The 15,942-nt window shown below is 74.5% G+C and carries 17 protein-coding genes; 13 read left to right on the top strand and 4 right to left on the bottom strand.

Annotation, left to right across the window (positions count from 1 at the left end; translation table 11 throughout):
* The first annotated feature begins 124 nt into the window (after window positions 1-124).
* The 11 genes from LO762_RS33455 (at window position 125) to ddaH (ending at window position 11,338) form a co-directional block, all read left to right on the top strand.
* A complete protein-coding gene (locus tag LO762_RS33455) occupies window positions 125-2,251 on the top strand; it encodes a sensor histidine kinase (RefSeq protein ID WP_230614500.1) in 2,127 nt (708 codons plus the stop codon).
* Complete coding sequence (locus LO762_RS11025; protein WP_230614499.1) at window positions 2,251-2,898, top strand: response regulator transcription factor; 648 nt, start codon at window positions 2,251-2,253, stop codon at window positions 2,896-2,898. Before LO762_RS33455 ends, LO762_RS11025 begins: the two co-directional genes overlap by 1 nt.
* 135 nt (window positions 2,899-3,033) lie before the next feature.
* Window positions 3,034-4,578 (top strand): ABC transporter substrate-binding protein, encoded by a 1,545-nt coding sequence (locus LO762_RS11020; RefSeq protein WP_230614498.1) that lies wholly within the window; start codon window positions 3,034-3,036, stop codon window positions 4,576-4,578.
* 2 nt (window positions 4,579-4,580) lie between these two features.
* The gene (locus tag LO762_RS11015; protein ID WP_230614497.1) at window positions 4,581-5,531 is read left to right on the top strand and encodes an ABC transporter permease; all 951 of its coding nucleotides are present in this window, start codon (window positions 4,581-4,583) and stop codon (window positions 5,529-5,531) included.
* Window positions 5,528-6,367: an ABC transporter permease gene (locus LO762_RS11010; protein WP_230614496.1), complete on the top strand. Its 840-nt coding sequence runs from the start codon at window positions 5,528-5,530 to the stop codon at window positions 6,365-6,367. Before LO762_RS11015 ends, LO762_RS11010 begins: the two co-directional genes overlap by 4 nt.
* Window positions 6,364-7,122 (top strand): ABC transporter ATP-binding protein, encoded by a 759-nt coding sequence (locus tag LO762_RS11005; protein ID WP_230614495.1) that lies wholly within the window; start codon window positions 6,364-6,366, stop codon window positions 7,120-7,122. The genes LO762_RS11010 and LO762_RS11005 overlap by 4 nt, the downstream gene beginning before the upstream one ends.
* On the top strand, window positions 7,119-7,952 hold the full coding sequence (locus LO762_RS11000; protein ID WP_230614494.1) for an ABC transporter ATP-binding protein: 834 nt from the start codon (window positions 7,119-7,121) through the stop codon (window positions 7,950-7,952). Before LO762_RS11005 ends, LO762_RS11000 begins: the two co-directional genes overlap by 4 nt.
* Window positions 7,949-8,557, top strand: a complete 609-nt coding sequence (locus LO762_RS33450; RefSeq protein ID WP_230614493.1) for a TetR/AcrR family transcriptional regulator — start codon at window positions 7,949-7,951, stop codon at window positions 8,555-8,557. Before LO762_RS11000 ends, LO762_RS33450 begins: the two co-directional genes overlap by 4 nt.
* Window positions 8,554-9,594 (top strand): agmatine/peptidylarginine deiminase, encoded by a 1,041-nt coding sequence (locus LO762_RS10990; RefSeq protein WP_230614492.1) that lies wholly within the window; start codon window positions 8,554-8,556, stop codon window positions 9,592-9,594. The genes LO762_RS33450 and LO762_RS10990 overlap by 4 nt, the downstream gene beginning before the upstream one ends.
* Complete coding sequence (locus LO762_RS10985) at window positions 9,591-10,520, top strand: nitrilase-related carbon-nitrogen hydrolase (protein WP_230614491.1); 930 nt, start codon at window positions 9,591-9,593, stop codon at window positions 10,518-10,520. The genes LO762_RS10990 and LO762_RS10985 overlap by 4 nt, the downstream gene beginning before the upstream one ends.
* A 50-nt stretch (window positions 10,521-10,570) precedes the next feature.
* The gene (gene ddaH / locus LO762_RS10980; protein ID WP_230614490.1) at window positions 10,571-11,338 is read left to right on the top strand and encodes a dimethylargininase; all 768 of its coding nucleotides are present in this window, start codon (window positions 10,571-10,573) and stop codon (window positions 11,336-11,338) included.
* A gap of 30 nt (window positions 11,339-11,368) precedes the next feature.
* Here ddaH and LO762_RS10975 read toward each other — a convergent pair whose 3' ends face one another.
* The gene (locus tag LO762_RS10975; protein WP_230614489.1) at window positions 11,369-11,782 is read right to left on the bottom strand and encodes a VOC family protein; all 414 of its coding nucleotides are present in this window, start codon (window positions 11,780-11,782) and stop codon (window positions 11,369-11,371) included.
* Window positions 11,783-11,896: 114 nt separating this feature from the next.
* Between LO762_RS10975 and LO762_RS10970 the strand changes: the two genes are divergently transcribed.
* Entirely contained in the window at window positions 11,897-12,124 is a 228-nt protein-coding gene (locus tag LO762_RS10970; protein ID WP_230614488.1) for a DUF2630 family protein, read from the top strand.
* A 12-nt stretch (window positions 12,125-12,136) separates the two neighbouring features.
* Here the strand turns inward: LO762_RS10970 and LO762_RS10965 are convergent, their stop codons facing one another.
* From LO762_RS10965 to LO762_RS10955, 3 genes are all read right to left on the bottom strand, one after another.
* Window positions 12,137-12,781, bottom strand: a complete 645-nt coding sequence (locus tag LO762_RS10965; protein WP_230614487.1) for a histidine phosphatase family protein — start codon at window positions 12,779-12,781, stop codon at window positions 12,137-12,139.
* A 52-nt stretch (window positions 12,782-12,833) separates the two neighbouring features.
* Window positions 12,834-13,625: a carbon-nitrogen hydrolase family protein gene (locus LO762_RS10960; protein ID WP_230614486.1), complete on the bottom strand. Its 792-nt coding sequence runs from the start codon at window positions 13,623-13,625 to the stop codon at window positions 12,834-12,836.
* Between the two features lie 72 nt (window positions 13,626-13,697).
* Window positions 13,698-14,375, bottom strand: a complete 678-nt coding sequence (locus LO762_RS10955) for a TetR/AcrR family transcriptional regulator (protein WP_230614485.1) — start codon at window positions 14,373-14,375, stop codon at window positions 13,698-13,700.
* 84 nt (window positions 14,376-14,459) lie between these two features.
* Between LO762_RS10955 and LO762_RS33070 the strand changes: the two genes are divergently transcribed.
* Window positions 14,460-15,809, top strand: coding sequence for an alpha/beta hydrolase (locus tag LO762_RS33070; protein ID WP_304523638.1), 1,350 nt, complete (start codon window positions 14,460-14,462; stop codon window positions 15,807-15,809).
* Window positions 15,810-15,942 lie beyond the last annotated feature (133 nt).

The raw sequence follows: 15,942 nt of genomic DNA, 5'->3' as shown, positions 1-15,942 counted from the left end.
CGGCCAGGGATTCCGGTGTCCGCCCCGGTCACGGATCCGGGGGCGTGGTTCGGGGACGCCTGTCCCCGGACGTTCGGGACAACGCTCCCGCGACGCGGGACGCGGCGCGTGCCACCCTGGGTGGGTGCCTTCCGAAGACCCCCCGGCCGCGCGGCCCGCCGCCGACCGCGCGCTGCGCCTCACGGCCGTCGTGTGCGTGGCCGCCACGTTCGTCGCGGGCGGCGCCGCGGTCTGGCTGTCGGCGGCGACCCCGCCGGGCCCGGTGCCCGCGATGCTCGACTGGCTGTACTGGGGCTCGGTCGCCTCGGGCGTCGCCCTCGCCGTCCCCGGGCTGCTGCTCGCGCTGCGGCTGCCCCGGCACTGGCTGGGCTGGCTGCTGGTGCTGACCGGCGGCAGCTCGGTCGCCGCGGCGTTCGGCTGCGAGTACGCCCGGTACTCGCTGCTCGCGCACGGCGGCGAGCTGCCGCTGACGGCGCTCGCGGTGTTCGCCGGTGGCAAGTTCGGCCCGCTCATCCATCTGGCGGTGCCCGCCCTGCTCGTCCTGTTCCCGACCGGGCGCCTCCCGCAGGGCCGCCGGTCGCGCTGGGCGGGGGTGGCGTCGCTCGCCTCGATGGTCTTCGCGATCGGCCTGATCGTCGCGATGCCGTGGGACGTCTACGCGCAGGGCGACCCGATGGCGCACCTGCTCGCCGGGTTCGACCTGGACCTCCTGACGCCCCCGTTCGTCCCCGACGCCGTGTGGAACTCCTACGGCACCTCAGGGTTCAAGGTGATCGCGACGGCGTCGCTGGTGTCCGGCGTCCTGGTGTTCGCCGGACGGTTCCGGGGCGCGCAGGGGGAGCTGCGCGCGCAGCTGCGGTGGATGCTGCTCGCGGGCGCGGTGACGGTCGGCACGATGATCGGCACGCTGCTGTACCAGGTGCACGTGCCCTACGACCCGAGGTCGCTGTCGGGGATCGTGGTGGACCTCCTGTTCGTCTTCGAGAACCTGACGCTGTCGCTGGCCGTGCTCGTCGCGGTCACCCGGTACCGGCTGTACCAGGTGGACCTGCTCATCGGCTGGACGCTGCTGTACGGCGCGCTCGCCGCTGTGGTGGTCGGGGTGGACCTCGCGGTGTTCGTCGGGGCGGGCGCCCTGGTGGAGGACAGGTTCGCGGGCGTCGTCGCGGCGGCCGTCGTCGCGGTGCTGTACGGGCCGGTGCGGGTGCGGTTGCAGCGGTGGGTGAACCGGCTCGTCACCGGGCGCGGGGAGCCCTACGACGTGGTGTCGGCGCTGGCCCGGCGGCTGGAGGAGTCGCCGGGCCCCGACGAGCTGCTGGAGGCGACGGCCCGGGGCGTCGCGCAGGCGTTCCGGTCCCCCTACGTGCGGGTGGAGCTGGACCGGCCGGACGGCACGACCGTCATCGTCGAGCACGGCAGCCCGCACGCGGACGCGGTGTGCCTGCCGTTCGCCTACCGGGACGTGCCGATCGGGCGGCTCACGCTGGTGCCGCGCCCCGGCTCGCCGCTGTCGGACGGCGACCAGCGGCTGCTCGCCGACGTGGTGCGGCAGGCGGCGGCAGCGGCCCGCGCCACGGCGCTCACCGAGGAGCTGCAGCGCAGCCGCGAGGAGCTGGTGAAGGGGATCGCCGAGGAGCGGCGCAGGCTCCGCCGGGACCTGCACGACGGCCTGGGCCCGGCGCTGGCCGCGTCCGGGCTGAAGATCCAGGCGGCCCGCAACCTCGCGCGCCGCGACCGGGCGGCGGCCGACCGGACCCTCGCCGAGGTCGGCGGCGACCTCTCCACGATCCTCGCGGACGTGCGCCGCCTGGTGCACGACCTGCGGCCGCCCGCGCTCGACCAGTTCGGCCTCGTCGGCGCGATCCAGCGGCAGGCCGAGCGGTTCGGCGGCGGTCGGCTGGCGATCGGCGTGGTGGCCGAGGGCGACCTGGACGAGCTGCCCGCCGCCGTCGAGGTCGCGGTGTTCAGGATCGCGGGCGAGGCGCTGAGCAACGTCGCGCGGCATTCGGGCGCCGGACGCTGCACCGTCCGGCTGGAGTCGGGGGAGGGCACGGTGCGGGTGGAGGTGAGCGACGACGGCAGCGGGGTGCCGGAACGCGCGCTGGTCGGGGTGGGGCTGGTGGCGATGCGGGAGCGGGCCGAGGAGCTGGGCGGCAGGTGCGCGATCGCGCCACGGCCGGGCGGCGGCACGACGGTGCGCGCGATCATCCCGGTGGGGGAGCAGGCCCGCCCGGTGGGGGTGGGCGCGTGATGCCGCGGGTGCTCATCGCCGACGACCACCCGGTGTACCGGGACGGGCTGCGGCTGATGCTGACCTCGACCGGGGAGGTCGAGGTCGTCGGCACGGCGGCCGACGGCGGCGAGGCGGTCGCGCTGGCGGCCGAACTGGCCCCGGACGTGGTGGTGATGGACCTGCAGATGCCGGTGCTCGACGGGATCGAGGCGACCCGGCGGCTGACGTCGGGGGAGCCCGCGGCGGCGGTGCTGGCGCTCACCATGCACGACGACGACGAGAGCGTGTTCGCGGCGATGCTCGCGGGCGCGCGCGGCTACCTGGTGAAGGGCGCCGACCAGGAGGAGATCCTGCGCGCGATCAAGGCGGTCGCGCACGGCGAGGTGATCTTCGGTCCGGCGCTGGCGGCGCGGATCACCCGGTACTTCGCGCTGCTGGTCGGCGCCAAGCCGCCGACCGAGGAGGCGTTCCCGCAGCTCACCTCGCGGGAGCGGGACGTGCTGGACCTCATCGCGGCGGGCCTGTCCAACCCGCAGATCGCCGAGCGGCTGTTCCTGTCGCCCAAGACGGTCCGCAACAACGTGTCGGCGATCTTCGCCAAGCTCCAGGTGGCCGACCGGGCGCAGGCGATCGTCCGGGCCCGCCAGGCGGGTTTTGGCCGCTGACCGGCCACCTTACTACGTAAGGGCGCGCGGCGTAACGCCGACTTAACCGCGGAGTTACCCGAGGGGCTTGAATTGCGTCTTGAACCGGTGTTTGAATCCAGTTCAAAGTTTTGCGCCAGGGAAAGGTCGCCCCCTATGCCACGCCGCCTTCCGGTCCGTCGCGACCGTGCTCACCTGCGGATCGCCGTCGCGACCGCCCTGCTCGCCACCGGCCTCACCGCCTGTTCCTCGGCTCCCGCCGAGAATTCCGGCAGCGGGAATCCCGTCGCCGGCGGGACCCTCAACGTCATGCGCGCCAACCCGTTCGAGGGATTCGAACTGGACAAGCAGACCCTCAATTCGTCGTTCCAGATCTCCGACGCGGTGCTGGAGCCGCTCATCCGCGCGGGCGCCGACGGCAAGACCCTCGAACCCGGCCTCGCCGCGTCCTGGTCCTACAACGCGGGCAACACGGTGCTGACCCTGAAGCTCCAGCCCGACGCCGTGTTCAGCGACGGCACGCCCGTGACGGCCGAGGACGTCGTGTTCTCCGCCGAGACGTGGAAGTCCGGCTCCAACTACGGCGCGACCTACGCCGTCATCGCCAAGGCCAAGGCGGTGGACGAGCACACCGTCGAGTTCCGCCTCGCCTACCCCGACACCGCGCTTCCCGCGTTCCTGTCGTGGAGCTCGGCGGGCGTGGTGCCCGACGACTTCGGCGGGAAGCCCGCCAAGGAGTTCTGGCAGAAGCCCGTGGGCGCGGGCGCCTTCACGGTGGAGAAGTGGAGCGCCAACGGCGAGGTCGTGCTGAAGAAGAACCCGCGCTACTGGCGTGATGGACTCCCGCACCTTGACCAGGTCGTCAGCACGTTCGCCGCCGACCCCAACACGATCGGGCTGCGGCTGCGCTCCGGGCAGGCCGACATGGCCGACGAGATCTGGGCGGTCACCGCGAGCACCCTGCCCAAGGAGTACGTGAAGTCCCAGCCCGAGCACCTCACGCCGGTGCTGCTGATGAACACCGAGGACCCGGCGCTGGCCGACCCGAAGGTCAGGCAGGCCATCGGCTACGCGCTCGACTACTCCGCGCTCGTCACCAGCGCCTACAAGGGCTTCGGCACCGTCCCGTCCGGCGCGCTGCCGACCAACAGCAAGAACTGGGCGGCGCCCAGCAAGCCGTACTTCGCGCACGACCCCGCCAAGGCCAAGTCCCTGCTCGGCACGGCGGGCCCGGCGAAGCTGACCCTGCACTACGCCAACGACCCCAGCTCCGGGCTTGTCGCGCAGATCGTCCAGCGGAACCTGGGCGCGGTCGGCGTCACCGTGGAGCTCCAGTCCGGCGACGCCTCCTCGACCTTCGCGACGGTCTCCGGCGGCGACTACCAGCTCGGCATGTTCTCCTACAACGCGATCTCGCCCGACGTGTCCGACCCCGCCTGGTACGTCGCGGGCACCCGCTCGATGTTCACCGGCCTGAACCCCGACCCGCTCGTCGCCGCGCTCGGCGACTACGCCGGCACCGACGACGTCAAGGCCAAGGCGGCGGCGGTCACCCGCGTGCAGGACATCCTGTTCGAGCAGGCGCCGTTCCTCGCGCTGGCGCACGTGTCGGCGCTGGAGGGCCAGCGGACCGTGGTGAAGGGCGCCGAGATCACCCCGTGGGGCACCTACTACCTCGACACCGTCTGGAAGTCGGAGTGACGGTGCGGGGATCGCGCTACGGCTTTGTCGGGCGGCGCGCGCTCAGCCTCGTGCCGCTGCTCGCGGGCATCCTGTTCCTGGTGATGCTGCTGCTCAGCGTCACCCCCGGCAGCGCCGCCCGGATGGTGGCCGGGCCGCGCGCAGGACAGGACGAGGTGGACGCCGTCGCCCGCCAACTGGGGCTCGACCTGCCCGTCTGGGAGCGCTACCTCCACTACGTCGGCGACGTCCTGACCGGCGACCTGGGCACGTCCTTCAAGACCGGCCAGTCGGTGTCCGAGCAGATCGCCGCGCAGCTCCCGGTGACGGTCGCGGTGGCCGCCGCCGGGGTGCTGCTGGCGCTGGCGCTCGCGGTGCCGCTCGCGGTGCTGGCCGCGCGCCGCCCCGGCGGGCCGGTCGACCAGGCCGTCCGGGTGTTCGGGGCGCTCGCGCTCGGCCTGCCCGGCTTCTGGGTCGCGATCATGCTGATCAGGCTGGTGGCGCTGCCGACCGGCTGGTTCCCGGTCGCGGGCTGGGGCGCGGACGCCGCCGGGCACGCCCGCGCGCTGGTGCTGCCCGCCGTGGTCGTCGCGCTCGGGATCGTGCCGCCGATGGTCCGTTCGCTGCGCGCGGCCATGATCGAGCTGCACGACGCCGAGTTCGTCGTCGCGGCCCGCGCCCTCGGCTACCGGGGCGTCGACCTGCTGCGGCTGTTCCAGGCCCGCAACGCGCTCCCGCCGCTCGTCACCGTGACGGCGGCGCAGGCCGGGTACGCGCTGTTCGGCACCGTCGTGGTCGAGGTCGCGTTCGGGCTGCCCGGCATGGGCCAGGGCCTGGTGACGGCGGCGGGCACCCGCGACTTCCCGCTGGTGCAGGGCTACACGCTGGTGTTCGCCGTGCTCGTCGTGCTGCTGCACCTGCTGTCCGACCTCGTCACCGCCGCCACCGACCCCCGCGTGAGGATCAGCGCATGACCGCCGTCGCCGTCTCCCAGTCGCGCGCCCGGCGCGACGGCAGCCGCACCAAGATCACGGTCGGGCTGTCCATCACCGGCCTGTACGTGCTGGTCGCGCTGCTCGCGCCGTGGCTGCGCCCGGCCGACCCGCTCGCCCAGGACGTCGCGAACGCGCTCGCGCCGCCGTCGGGCGGGCACTGGCTCGGCACCGACGAACTCGGCCGGGACGTGCTCAGCCGGATCCTCACCGGCGCGTCCATCGACCTGCCGATCGCGCTCGCGGTGACGCTGCTGCCGTGCCTGCTCGGCACCGCGCTCGGCGTCGTCGCCGGGTACTTCGGCGGCTGGGCGGACGCCGTGGTGATGCGGGTCAGCGACCTGCTCCAGGCGTTCCCCATGTACATCCTCATGATCGTCCTGGTGTTCGGCCTGGGCCCCGGCACGTCGTCGCTGCTGATCAGCTTCACCGCCGTCGGCTGGGTCGTCTACGCCCGGCTGGTGCGCGGCGAGGTCGCCCGCGTCCGCTCCGCCGAGTACGTCGCGGCCGCCGTCACCGGCGGCCTGCGCGCGCCCCGGATCATCGCCCTGCACGTGCTCCCCAACACCCTGAGGCAGACGTTCGTGTACCTCACCTCCGACCTCGTCTTCGCGGTGACCGCGCTCGCCGCGTTCTCCTTCCTCGGGTTCGGCGTCCAGCAGCCCACCCCCGAGTGGGGCGCGATGATCGCCGCCGCCCAGCCCTACCTGGACGCCGCGCCGTGGCTGACGGTCGTGCCCGGCCTCGTCATCGCCGTCCTCGCGTTCGGCCTCGCCCTGCTCGGCGACGGCCTCCAGGACGGGACGGGACGCCGATGACCGCCGTGCTCAGCCTCGACCGGCTCGGGGTGCGCCGCCGCGCCGACGGCGCCGCCCTCGTCACCGACGTGTCCCTCGCCGTGGAGGCGGGCGGCACCCTCGGGATCGTGGGGGAGTCCGGCAGCGGCAAGAGCCTCACCCTGCGCGCCGCCCTCGGCATCCTGCCGCCCACGCTGGAGGCCACCGGTGGCATCCGCCGCGACGGGCGCGCCGCGATGGTCTTCCAGGAGCCCGCGACCGCGCTGAACCCGACCCTGCGGGTCGGCTCGTTCGTCGCCGGGACGTGGCGCCGCCACCACCCGGGCGCGAGCCGCGCCGCCGCCCGCGCCGCCACCGTCGACCTCCTCGCCCAGGTGGGGATCGCCGACCCGGCCGCCCGGACGCGCGCCTGGCCGCACGAGCTGTCCGGCGGCATGCGGCAGCGCGTGATGATCGCCGCCGCGCTCGCCACCGACCCGCGCGTCCTGCTGTGCGACGAACCGACCACCGCCCTCGACGTCAGGGTCCAGGCGCGGATCCTCGCGCTGCTGCGCGGCCTGATCGCCGACCGGGGCATGGCGCTGGTGTTCGTCAGCCACGACCTCGCCGTCGTCGCGTCGGTGTGCGCGCGGATCGCCGTCATGCGCGCCGGGAGCCTCGTCGAGGAGGGGCCCGCCGCGCGGGTCCTGACCGAGCCCCGCCACCCGTACACCCGCGAACTGCTGGAGGCCAACCTGGCCCGCAGGCTCGCGGCCCGGCCTAAGGAGTCGGCGTGAGCACACCGCTGCTGGAGATCGACGGGCTGACCGTCAGGTTCGGCGGGCCCGGCCCGCTCGCCCGCGCCGTCCGGCGCGGCGTGAAGGGCGCGCCCGGCGGAGGGGTCCGCGCGGTGGACGGCGTCAGCCTCACCGTGCCGCGCGGCGGCGCCGTCGGCGTCGTCGGCGAGTCCGGCTCGGGCAAGTCCACCCTCATGCGCGCCGTCCTCGGCCTCGTGCCGCCGACCGCCGGGACGATCCGGCTGGACGGCCGTCCGCTCGGGCCGCGCCGCGACACCGCGACCCGCCGCGCCGTCCAGATGGTCTTCCAGGACCCCGGCACCACCCTCAACCCGGCCCGGACCTGCGGGTCGATCCTCGCCGAACTGCTGCGGGTGCACCGGATCGTCCCGGCCGACCGGGTCGCCGCGCGGGTCACGGACCTGCTCGACCTGGTGCGGCTCCCGCACGGGGTCGCCGGAACGCGCCCGCACCGGCTGTCGGGCGGGCAGAAGCAGCGCGTCGCGATCGCCCGCGCGCTCGCCCTGGAACCCCGCCTCCTCATCGCCGACGAGGCGACCAGCGCCCTCGACGTCGTGGTGCAGGCGTCGGTGCTCGACCTGCTCGCCGAGCTGCGTGCCACCACCGGCGTGACGCTCGTCGCGGTCAGCCACGACCTCGACCTCGTCCGCTACCTGTGCGACACGGCCGTCGTGATGCGCGCGGGCAAGATCGTAGAGTCGGGCCCGGTGGCGGAGATCCTCAGCGATCCCGCCGAGCCCTACACGCGCGAGCTCATCGCCGCCGCCCCCACCCTCAGCGCGGCGCCGTCGGGAAAGGACCGGCAGTGAAGACCACACGACGCCAGGAGAAGGCGGCCGAGATCGCGCGCGCCGCGATCGGCCCGCTCAGCGAGCAGGGCCTCGGCAACGTGCGCCTCCAGGACATCGGCGCCAGCCTCGGCATGTCGGGCGCCCACCTGCTCTACTACTTCGAGTCGAAGAACGACCTGTTCATGGCCGCCCTGCGCGTCGTCGAACAGGACCTGCGGGACCGGGCGCGCGCCGCGTTCACCGAACGGGAGTCCGCCCGTGAGCGGTGGGACTGGCTGATGGAGGCGGGCGCCCCCATGGGCCTGCACGACAGCGGCCTGCTCATGTGGCTTGAGGCGTGGGCGCTGGCCGTCCACCACGAGGCGGTCCACGACCTCATCACCGAGCTGGAGGCCGCCTGGCTCGGGCTGCTCCGCGAGATCGCCGAGTACGGCAAGGAGCGCGGCGAGCTGCCCGCCGACCTGGACGTCGAGGACGTCATCGAGGGCGTCGCCGCGCTGCTGGACGGCCTGACCATCCGCGTCGTCGTCGGCTACCGGCCGCTCACCCGCGACCGCGCCATGCGCATCCTGGCCCGCTTCACCGGCCCGCAGCTCCCCTGGACGTCCGGGGGCACGGCGTGACCGGCTGGAGCATGCCCGCCGAGACCGCCCCGCACGACGCCGCCTGGATGGCGTGGCCGTCGGCCGCCTACACGCTCGGCGACACCCGCGCCGAGGCCGACCTCGCGCGCGGCACCTGGGCGGCGGTCGCCAACGCGGTCGCCGAACACGAACCCCTGCACATGATCGTCCCGCCGGTCGAGCGGGCCGAGGCGCGGCGGCTGCTCGGCGCGGCCGTCACCGTGCACGAGGCCGACCTCGACGACGCCTGGTACCGCGACACCGGCCCCACCTTCGTCGTCGGGCCCGCCGGGCTCGGCGCGGTGAACTGGGTGTTCAACGGATGGGGCGCGCAGGAGTGGGCGTCCTGGAAGCACGACGCGCGCGCCAGCGAGATCGCCACCGCCGCGTCCGGCGCGGAACCGATCACGTCGCCGCTGGTCAACGAGGGCGGCGGCCTGCACACCGACGGCGAGGGCACGTTCCTGGCCACCAGGACCGTCCAGCTCGACCCGCGCCGCAACCCCGGCTGGACCGAGGCCGACGTCGAGGCCGAACTCGCCAGGACCGTCGGGGCGGAGAAGACGCTGTGGCTGCCGCGCGGCCTCACCCGCGACTCCGAGCGGTACGGCACCCGCGGCCACGTCGACATCGTCGCGACGTTCCCCGCGCCCGGCCGGGTCCTCGTGCACGACCAGCGCGACCCGGCCCACCCCGACGCGGCCGTCTCCGCCGAACTCATCGCCCTGCTGTCGCGGGCGACCGACGCGCGCGGCCGCCGCCTGGAGGTGACCCGCCTGCCCGCGCCCGCCACGCTCCGGGACGCCGACGGGTTCGTCGACTACAGCTACGTCAACCACTTCGTCGCCAACGGCGCCGTCATCGCGTGCGCGTTCGCCGACCCGCACGACGCCGAGGCGCTGGAGATCCTCGCCGCCGCCTACCCGGGCCGCGCGGTCGTCCCGGTGGACGCCAGGCCGCTGTTCGCGCGCGGCGGCGGCGTCCACTGCATCACCCAGCAGCAGCCCGCACTCCCCGCCCCGAAGGAGGAGCCATGAAGGTCATCGTCGCCCCCGAACACGGCTCGCCCGCCCGCGTCACCGCCACCGGACGCGAGCCGCTGACCGTCGCCGCCGTGCAGACCCGCTGGCACGCCGACCCGGCCGAGCACCGCGCCGTGCTCGCCGCCGGGATCGCCGCGGCCGCCGCGCGGGGCGCTCAGGTGGTGTTCCTGCCGGAGCTGACGCTGTCCCGCTACCCGGCCGACACCAAGCCCGAGGGCACCCCCGCCGACCTCGCCGAGCCGCTCGAAGGCGGCCCGACCCACGCGTTCGCCGCCGAGACGGCCGCCGCGCACGGCGTGCACGTCCACGCGTCCCTGTACGAGAGGGCCGACGCGGAAGACGGGCTGGGCTACAACACGGCGATCCTCGTCGGCCCCGACGGGCGGATCGCGGCCCGCACCCGCAAGCTCCACATTCCCGTCACCGCCGGGTACTACGAGGACGCCTACTTCCGGCCGGGGCCCGCCGACGGCGACCCCTACCCGGTGCTCGACCTGGACCTGCCGGGCGCGCCCCGGCTCGGCATGCCGACCTGCTGGGACGAGTGGTTCCCCGAGGTCGCCCGCGCCTACTCCCTGGGCGGCGCGGAACTCCTCGTCTACGCGACGGCGATCGGCTCCGAGCCCGACCACCCCGACTTCGACACCGCGCCGCTGTGGCGCCAGGTCATCGTCGGGAACGGCATCGCGAACGGGCTGTTCATGGTCGTGCCGAACCGGTGGGGCGCCGAAGGGCTGCTGACCTTCTACGGGTCGTCGTTCATCAGCGACCCCTACGGGCGCGTCCTCGTCCAGGCGCCCCGCGACGAGGACGCCGTGCTCGTCGCCCGGCTCGACCTCGCGCAGCGCGCCGACTGGCTCGCCCTGTTCCCGTTCCTGCGCACCCGCCGCCCCGACACCTACGCGGCGCTCGCCCGCTGACCCGTCCGCCCCGGCCCGTCGCAGGGCCGCGCACCACCCGGGAGGAACACATGCCCACGCTCACCCGCCCCGTCGCGCTCGTCCGGCCGCCCGCCGCGACCCTCGCCGACGGCGTCGTCCTCTTCGCCGAACGCCAGGAGATCGACCTCGACCTCGCCCGCCGCCAGTGGGCCGGCTACCTCGCCGCGCTGGAGCGGCACGGCTGGCCGACCCTCCAGGTGCCCGGTGACGACACGCTGCCCGACTCGGTGTTCATCGAGGACTCCGTCGTCATGTTCGGGGACCTCGCCGTGGTGACCAGGCCCGCCGCGCCGCGCGGCCCGGAGACCGTCGCGGTCGAGGCGTTCGTGCGCGGCCTCGGCCTGCCCGTCGCGACGATCACCGCGCCCGCCACCCTCGACGGCGGCGACGTGCTCAAGATCGGCACACGGGTGTACGTCGGGCTGACGGCCAGCACCAACGCCGACGGCGTCGCCCAGCTCGCCGCGCTCGTCGAACCGCACGGCTACACGGTGACGGCGGTCCCGGTGACCAGGGCGATGCACCTGAAGAGCGCGGTCACCGCGCTGCCGGACGGGACGGTCATCGGGTACCCGCCGCTGGTGGACGACCCGTCCCTGTTCGACCGGTTCCTGGCCGTCCCGGAGGAGGCGGGCGCGCACGTCGTGCTGCTCGGTGCCGCGCTGCTGCTCAGCTCGGCCGCGCCGGAGACCGCCGCGCTCCTCACCGGCCTCGGGTACCCGGTGGAGATGGTCGACATCTCCGAGTTCGAGAAGCTCGAAGGCTGCGTCACCTGCCTCAGCGTGCGGGTCCGGTGAGCCGCCGGGTGCTGTCCGCGCTCGCCGGGGTCAGGGCCGGTCGGTGATCTGCTGGACGGCCCAGGCGTTGCCGTCGGGGTCGGTGAAGTGGAGGAAGCCGACGTTGTTGAGGTCGTCGCCGAGGTCGGAGGGGCGCTGGCCGGTGCGCCCGTAGACGACGATGTCGCCGGTCTCCACACCGCGTTCGAGCAGCTCGGCGTGCGCGGCGCGCAGGTCGTTGACGACGAGCTGGAGGCCGCGCAGCGAGCCCGGCGGCATCTCGGTGAGCCCGTCGGACACGACGATCGAGCAGCCGGAGCCGGGCGGGGTGAGCTGGGCCATCGCGCGGCCGTCCGGCAGCGGCGTGTGGTGGTCGAGGGACCAGCCGAGCCGGTCGGCGTAGAACGCGACGGCGCGCGGCACGTCCGCGACGGGCACCACGACGACTTCCAGGGTCCAGTTCATCCGACCGTCCTTCCCCTCCGCGACCTCAAGTAACCTTACTGCGTAAAGTCGCCGGGTGGGGCGGTTCCCGTGGTGCGGGTGACTGGACGCGTGCCGCCGGGGAATGCTGCGCACATGGGTGACGAACAGATCCTGGAGCGGATCAAACGGATGATCGCCGAGGAACACGAGCTGCGCGCGTCCGGCGAGCCCGGCAACGCGGCCCGGGTGAGGGCGCTGGAGGAGGAGCTCGACGTCTGCTGGGACCTGCTGCGCCAGCGCCGCGCCGCCCGCGAGTACGGCGTCAACCCCGGCGAGGCGCACGCCCGCCCCGCCGACGAGGTCGAGCGGTACCGGCAGTGACCGGCGGGGCCGTCAGCGGTAGGTGAGCAGCGCCCTGCCGTCGCCGGTGAAGTGCGCGTGATCGTTGACCGTGAGCAACGTGAGGCCCGACGACCCCACGAGCAGCGTGGTGATCGAGGCGTTCACCATGACCCGGTTCAGCGCCACCACCCCGGCCGGAGGCGCGTCCAGCAGCGCCCCGCAGATCGCCGCGATCACCCCGCCGGAGGTGACCGCGATCCCGTCCCTGCCCCGGCCGAGCCGCTCGGCCAGCGCGGTGACGGCGGCCAGCGCGCCGTCGGCGAACGCCCGCCACCCGTCCGGCGCGTCCTCCTCGATCCACGCGCGCAACGCCACGTCGAGCAGGCCCTGGAAGTCCGCGTTCGACCGCGCCTGGCCGACCTCGGCGGCCTCGGCGACCAGGTGCAGGAAGTCGTACTCGTTCCAGCGCGCGTCGGTGTCCACCGGACCGGCGAACCCCGCCGTCCCGGCCAGGCCCAGCGCCGTCTCCCGCTGCCGCACCAGCGTGCCCGCGGTGATCAGCGGCTCGCGCGGCTTGCGCGCGGCGAGCGCCCTGCCGACGACGGCTGCCTGGTCCGGGCCGACCGGCGACAGCGCGTCGTAGTCGGCGGCGCCGAACGACGCCTGCGCGTGCCGCACCAGATGGATGACGGGCATGGACGACCCCCCGGGAGGAAAAGACTCGCCCCAGACGTTACCGAGCCGGGCGTCAGGTCGCGCCCCTGGGGTAGCCCGCGCGGGTGTCCCTGGCCCGCAGCGCCTGGAGTTCGGCGTGCGCCAGGTCGGCGAGCAGGAGGCCGGAGTCGGCGCCCGCGCGGTGGATCCGGCGGCCGTCGGGGTGCCAGACGCCGCTCGCGCCGCACGACGCCCAGCCCGCGCCGAGCCCCGCCTCACCGCACGGGTAGTTCGCGGCCACCGCGTACATCCGGTGGTCCATGGCGCGGGCGGCGAAGTGCACGTCGAACCTGCGCGCCTCGCCCGTGTCGTACAGGACCGACCCCGCGTACACCTCGGCGCCCCGGCGCGCCGCCTCGGCCGCGTGGTCGGGCACGCCCGCGTCGTAGCAGACGGCCAGCGCGACCTTCCAGCCGTCGACGTTGAGGACGACGCCCTCGCCGCCGGGCTGGAACAGGTCGCGTTCCGGGCCGTGCAGGTACCGCTTGCCGTGCACGTGGACCTGCCCGTCGGGGCAGGCGGCGAGCGCGGCGATCCACACCGCGCCGCCCTCGCGGCGGCACGCGGCGCCGACGACGGCGGTGACCCCGGCGGCGCGCGCGGTGTCGCGGAGCACGTCGAGGCGGACGTCGTCGGCGGTCACCACGTTCTCCCGGTCGCGGACGGCGGCGAGGTCGTAGCCGATGAGCGACAGTTCGGGGAACACCACAAGCCGGACCCCGAGCTCCCCGGCCCGCCGCACCACCTCCGCCGCCGTCCGCGCGTTCCGCCGCACGTCCCCCGGCGCCGAAGGAACCTGCGCCGCCCCCACCCGCAACGTCTCCATCCCCTCACCTTACTAGGTAAAGCCCACCCCAAGCCGACCGCCTCACCCCGCGCGACCTGCCGCGTCCCGTTCTCACCGGGTGTCGCGTAGGGCGCTGAGGCCGCCCAGGATCAGGTCGAGGCCGAAGGCGAACTCCTCCTCCAGCGGGATCGGCAGGACGTCCGCCACGGCCGCCGTCGCCGGGAGGCGCCGGGGGTCCGCCGGGGCGGGCGGCTCGTGCGGCGCGTCCTGGGGGGGCGGGGTGAGCTGGACGGCGAAGCCGAGGACGTGGCGGGAGAGGGTGGCGTGCGCGCGGGCGGCGGTGGCGGGGGAGAAGCCCGCGCCGAGCAGGACGGTGAGGTGGCGTTCGCGCAGCGCCGTCGCGTGCGGCCCGGTGGGGGTCTGGCCGACCAGGAGCGGCGCCACGTTCCGGTGCCGGGCCAGGGTGTCGAACATGGCCAGGGCGAGGGCGCGGCAGGCTTCGCGCCAGTCGGTGCCGGGGTCGAACGTGCCGGCCGGGACGTCGATCTCGCCGTAGAGGCGGTCGGCGATCCCGGCGACGAGGGCGGCGCGGTCGTCGAAGTGGCGGTAGAGCGTCGCGGTGCCCGAGCCGAGCCGCTGCGCGAGCGCCCGCATCGACAGGGCGTCGGCGCCCTCCTCGTCGACGATCAGCAGCGCCGTCGCGAGGATCCGCTCCGGCGGCACGGGCGGCCTGCCGCGCCGCCCGCGCGCCGCGCCGGTGCCCGCCTCGTCGTCGTGTGTCGTCGCCACCCGGCAAGTATCGCCCACTTGACACATCCCCGATTAATGGCAACGCTGTAGCCATTAATCGCGAGTGAACGGGGAAGTGGTTCGATGGGGAAGCTGAGATCGGGTCTCGCGGCGGCGGCCGTGGCCCTCGCGTGCGCGGCGTGCGCGCTGGGCGAGGCCCGCGAGTCACCGCGCCCGCGCGGCGGCCAGTCCGGGACGCTGCCGAGCGGCGCCACCTGGGTCGCCGACGTGCCCGAGGAGTGGAACGGCACCGCCGTCCTGTACGCGCACGGGTACGGCGAGCTCACCGCGCGCTCCGCGCCCGACGACGAGACGAAGGACCGGCTTCTCGCCGAGGGGTACGCGCTCGTCGGCTCGTCCTACTCGGGGCCGTCGCTGTGGCCGCTGGAGACCGCGGCGGACGACCAGTTCGCCGCCCTCGACGCGCTGGAGCGCCGGATCGGCCCGGCCCGCCGGACGATCGCGCTCGGCCTGTCCATGGGCGGGCTCGTCGCGGCCCGGCAGGCCGAGGACCCGCGCGGGAAGATCGACGGGGTGCTCACCACGTGCGGGCTCGTCGCGGGCGCCGTCACCGTGAACGACGTCCAACTCGACGGCGAGTACGCGCTGTCCCGGCTGCTGCTGCCCGGCCGCGACGTCCCGCTCGTCCGCTACCGGGACGACAAGCAGACCAAGGAGACGACCGACCTGCTTCAGGACGCGGCCGTCAAGGCGCAGAAGACCCCGCGGGGCCGCGCCCGGCTCGCCCTCGCCGCCGCGCTGCTGAACCTGCCGACCTGGAGCCAGGACGCCGAGGACCCGCCCGGCCCGCGCGACCACGCGGCGCAGCAGGAGCACCAGTTCCGGATCCTGACCGAGGGCCGGATCGGCCAGTTCACCGACGCGCGGCGGCAGATCGAGCTGGCGGCGGGCGGCAACAGCTCGGGCAACAGGGGCGTGGACTACCGGGCGGTGCTGCTCCGCAGCGCCACCGCCGACCAGGTCCACCACCTGTACCGGCGCGCCGGCCTCGACCTGGCCGCCGACCTCGCCGCCCTCACCCGAGACGCCTCGGTCGAACCCGACCCGAAGGCCGTGCGGAACCTCCTGAACACGTCAACACCCACGGGGGCGCTGAAGGTGCCCGTCCTGGGCATCCACACCACCGCCGACGACATCGTCCCCGTCGGACACGCCCACTGGTACGCCGCCCGCGTCACCACTGCGGGCCACGCCCCCGACCTCCACCAGGCTTTTGTGCGGGCCCCCGGCCACTGCGCCTTCCAACCCCAGGAGACGATCGCCGCCCTCCACGCCCTGGAACACCGCCTCACCACCGGCACCTGGTCCACCGCCACCCCAGAGTCCCTGAACACCGCCGTCAAGAAGACAGGCGGCACCCCCCGCTACACCCCCTTCACCCCCCCACCCCTCACCCGAACCCCCACCCCCTGACCCCCCAGTCTCGGGCCGCCCCCTGTCGGGAACGGCCCGAGACTTACCTTACTACGTAAAGGCGCTGGGGTGGGACACCCCGCCACCCTCGACCCCATAAAGCGGACTAAAGACTCATCAACCAATAAAGGAC

This window comes from Actinocorallia sp. API 0066 (assembly GCF_020991275.1).
GTDB lineage: Bacteria > Actinomycetota > Actinomycetes > Streptosporangiales > Streptosporangiaceae > Actinocorallia.
The sequence above is the reverse complement of the archived record's forward strand: the minus strand, read 5'-3'. Positions and strand labels throughout refer to the sequence as shown.

What these genes read in the sequence shown, in the direction of transcription:
- LO762_RS11025 (WP_230614499.1), top strand. Translation starts at nt 2,251, where the DNA reads ATGCCGCGGGTGCTCATCGCCGACGACCACCCGGTGTACCGGGACGGG.
- LO762_RS11020 (WP_230614498.1), top strand. Translation starts at nt 3,034, where the DNA reads ATGCCACGCCGCCTTCCGGTCCGTCGCGACCGTGCTCACCTGCGGATC.
- LO762_RS11010 (WP_230614496.1), top strand. Translation starts at nt 5,528, where the DNA reads ATGACCGCCGTCGCCGTCTCCCAGTCGCGCGCCCGGCGCGACGGCAGC.
- LO762_RS11005 (WP_230614495.1), top strand. Translation starts at nt 6,364, where the DNA reads ATGACCGCCGTGCTCAGCCTCGACCGGCTCGGGGTGCGCCGCCGCGCC.
- LO762_RS10985 (WP_230614491.1), top strand. Translation starts at nt 9,591, where the DNA reads ATGAAGGTCATCGTCGCCCCCGAACACGGCTCGCCCGCCCGCGTCACC.
- ddaH (WP_230614490.1), top strand. Translation starts at nt 10,571, where the DNA reads ATGCCCACGCTCACCCGCCCCGTCGCGCTCGTCCGGCCGCCCGCCGCG.
- LO762_RS10975 (WP_230614489.1), bottom strand. Translation starts at nt 11,782, where the DNA reads ATGAACTGGACCCTGGAAGTCGTCGTGGTGCCCGTCGCGGACGTGCCG.
- LO762_RS10970 (WP_230614488.1), top strand. Translation starts at nt 11,897, where the DNA reads ATGGGTGACGAACAGATCCTGGAGCGGATCAAACGGATGATCGCCGAG.
- LO762_RS10965 (WP_230614487.1), bottom strand. Translation starts at nt 12,781, where the DNA reads ATGCCCGTCATCCATCTGGTGCGGCACGCGCAGGCGTCGTTCGGCGCC.
- LO762_RS10960 (WP_230614486.1), bottom strand. Translation starts at nt 13,625, where the DNA reads ATGGAGACGTTGCGGGTGGGGGCGGCGCAGGTTCCTTCGGCGCCGGGG.
- LO762_RS33070 (WP_304523638.1), top strand. Translation starts at nt 14,460, where the DNA reads ATGGGGAAGCTGAGATCGGGTCTCGCGGCGGCGGCCGTGGCCCTCGCG.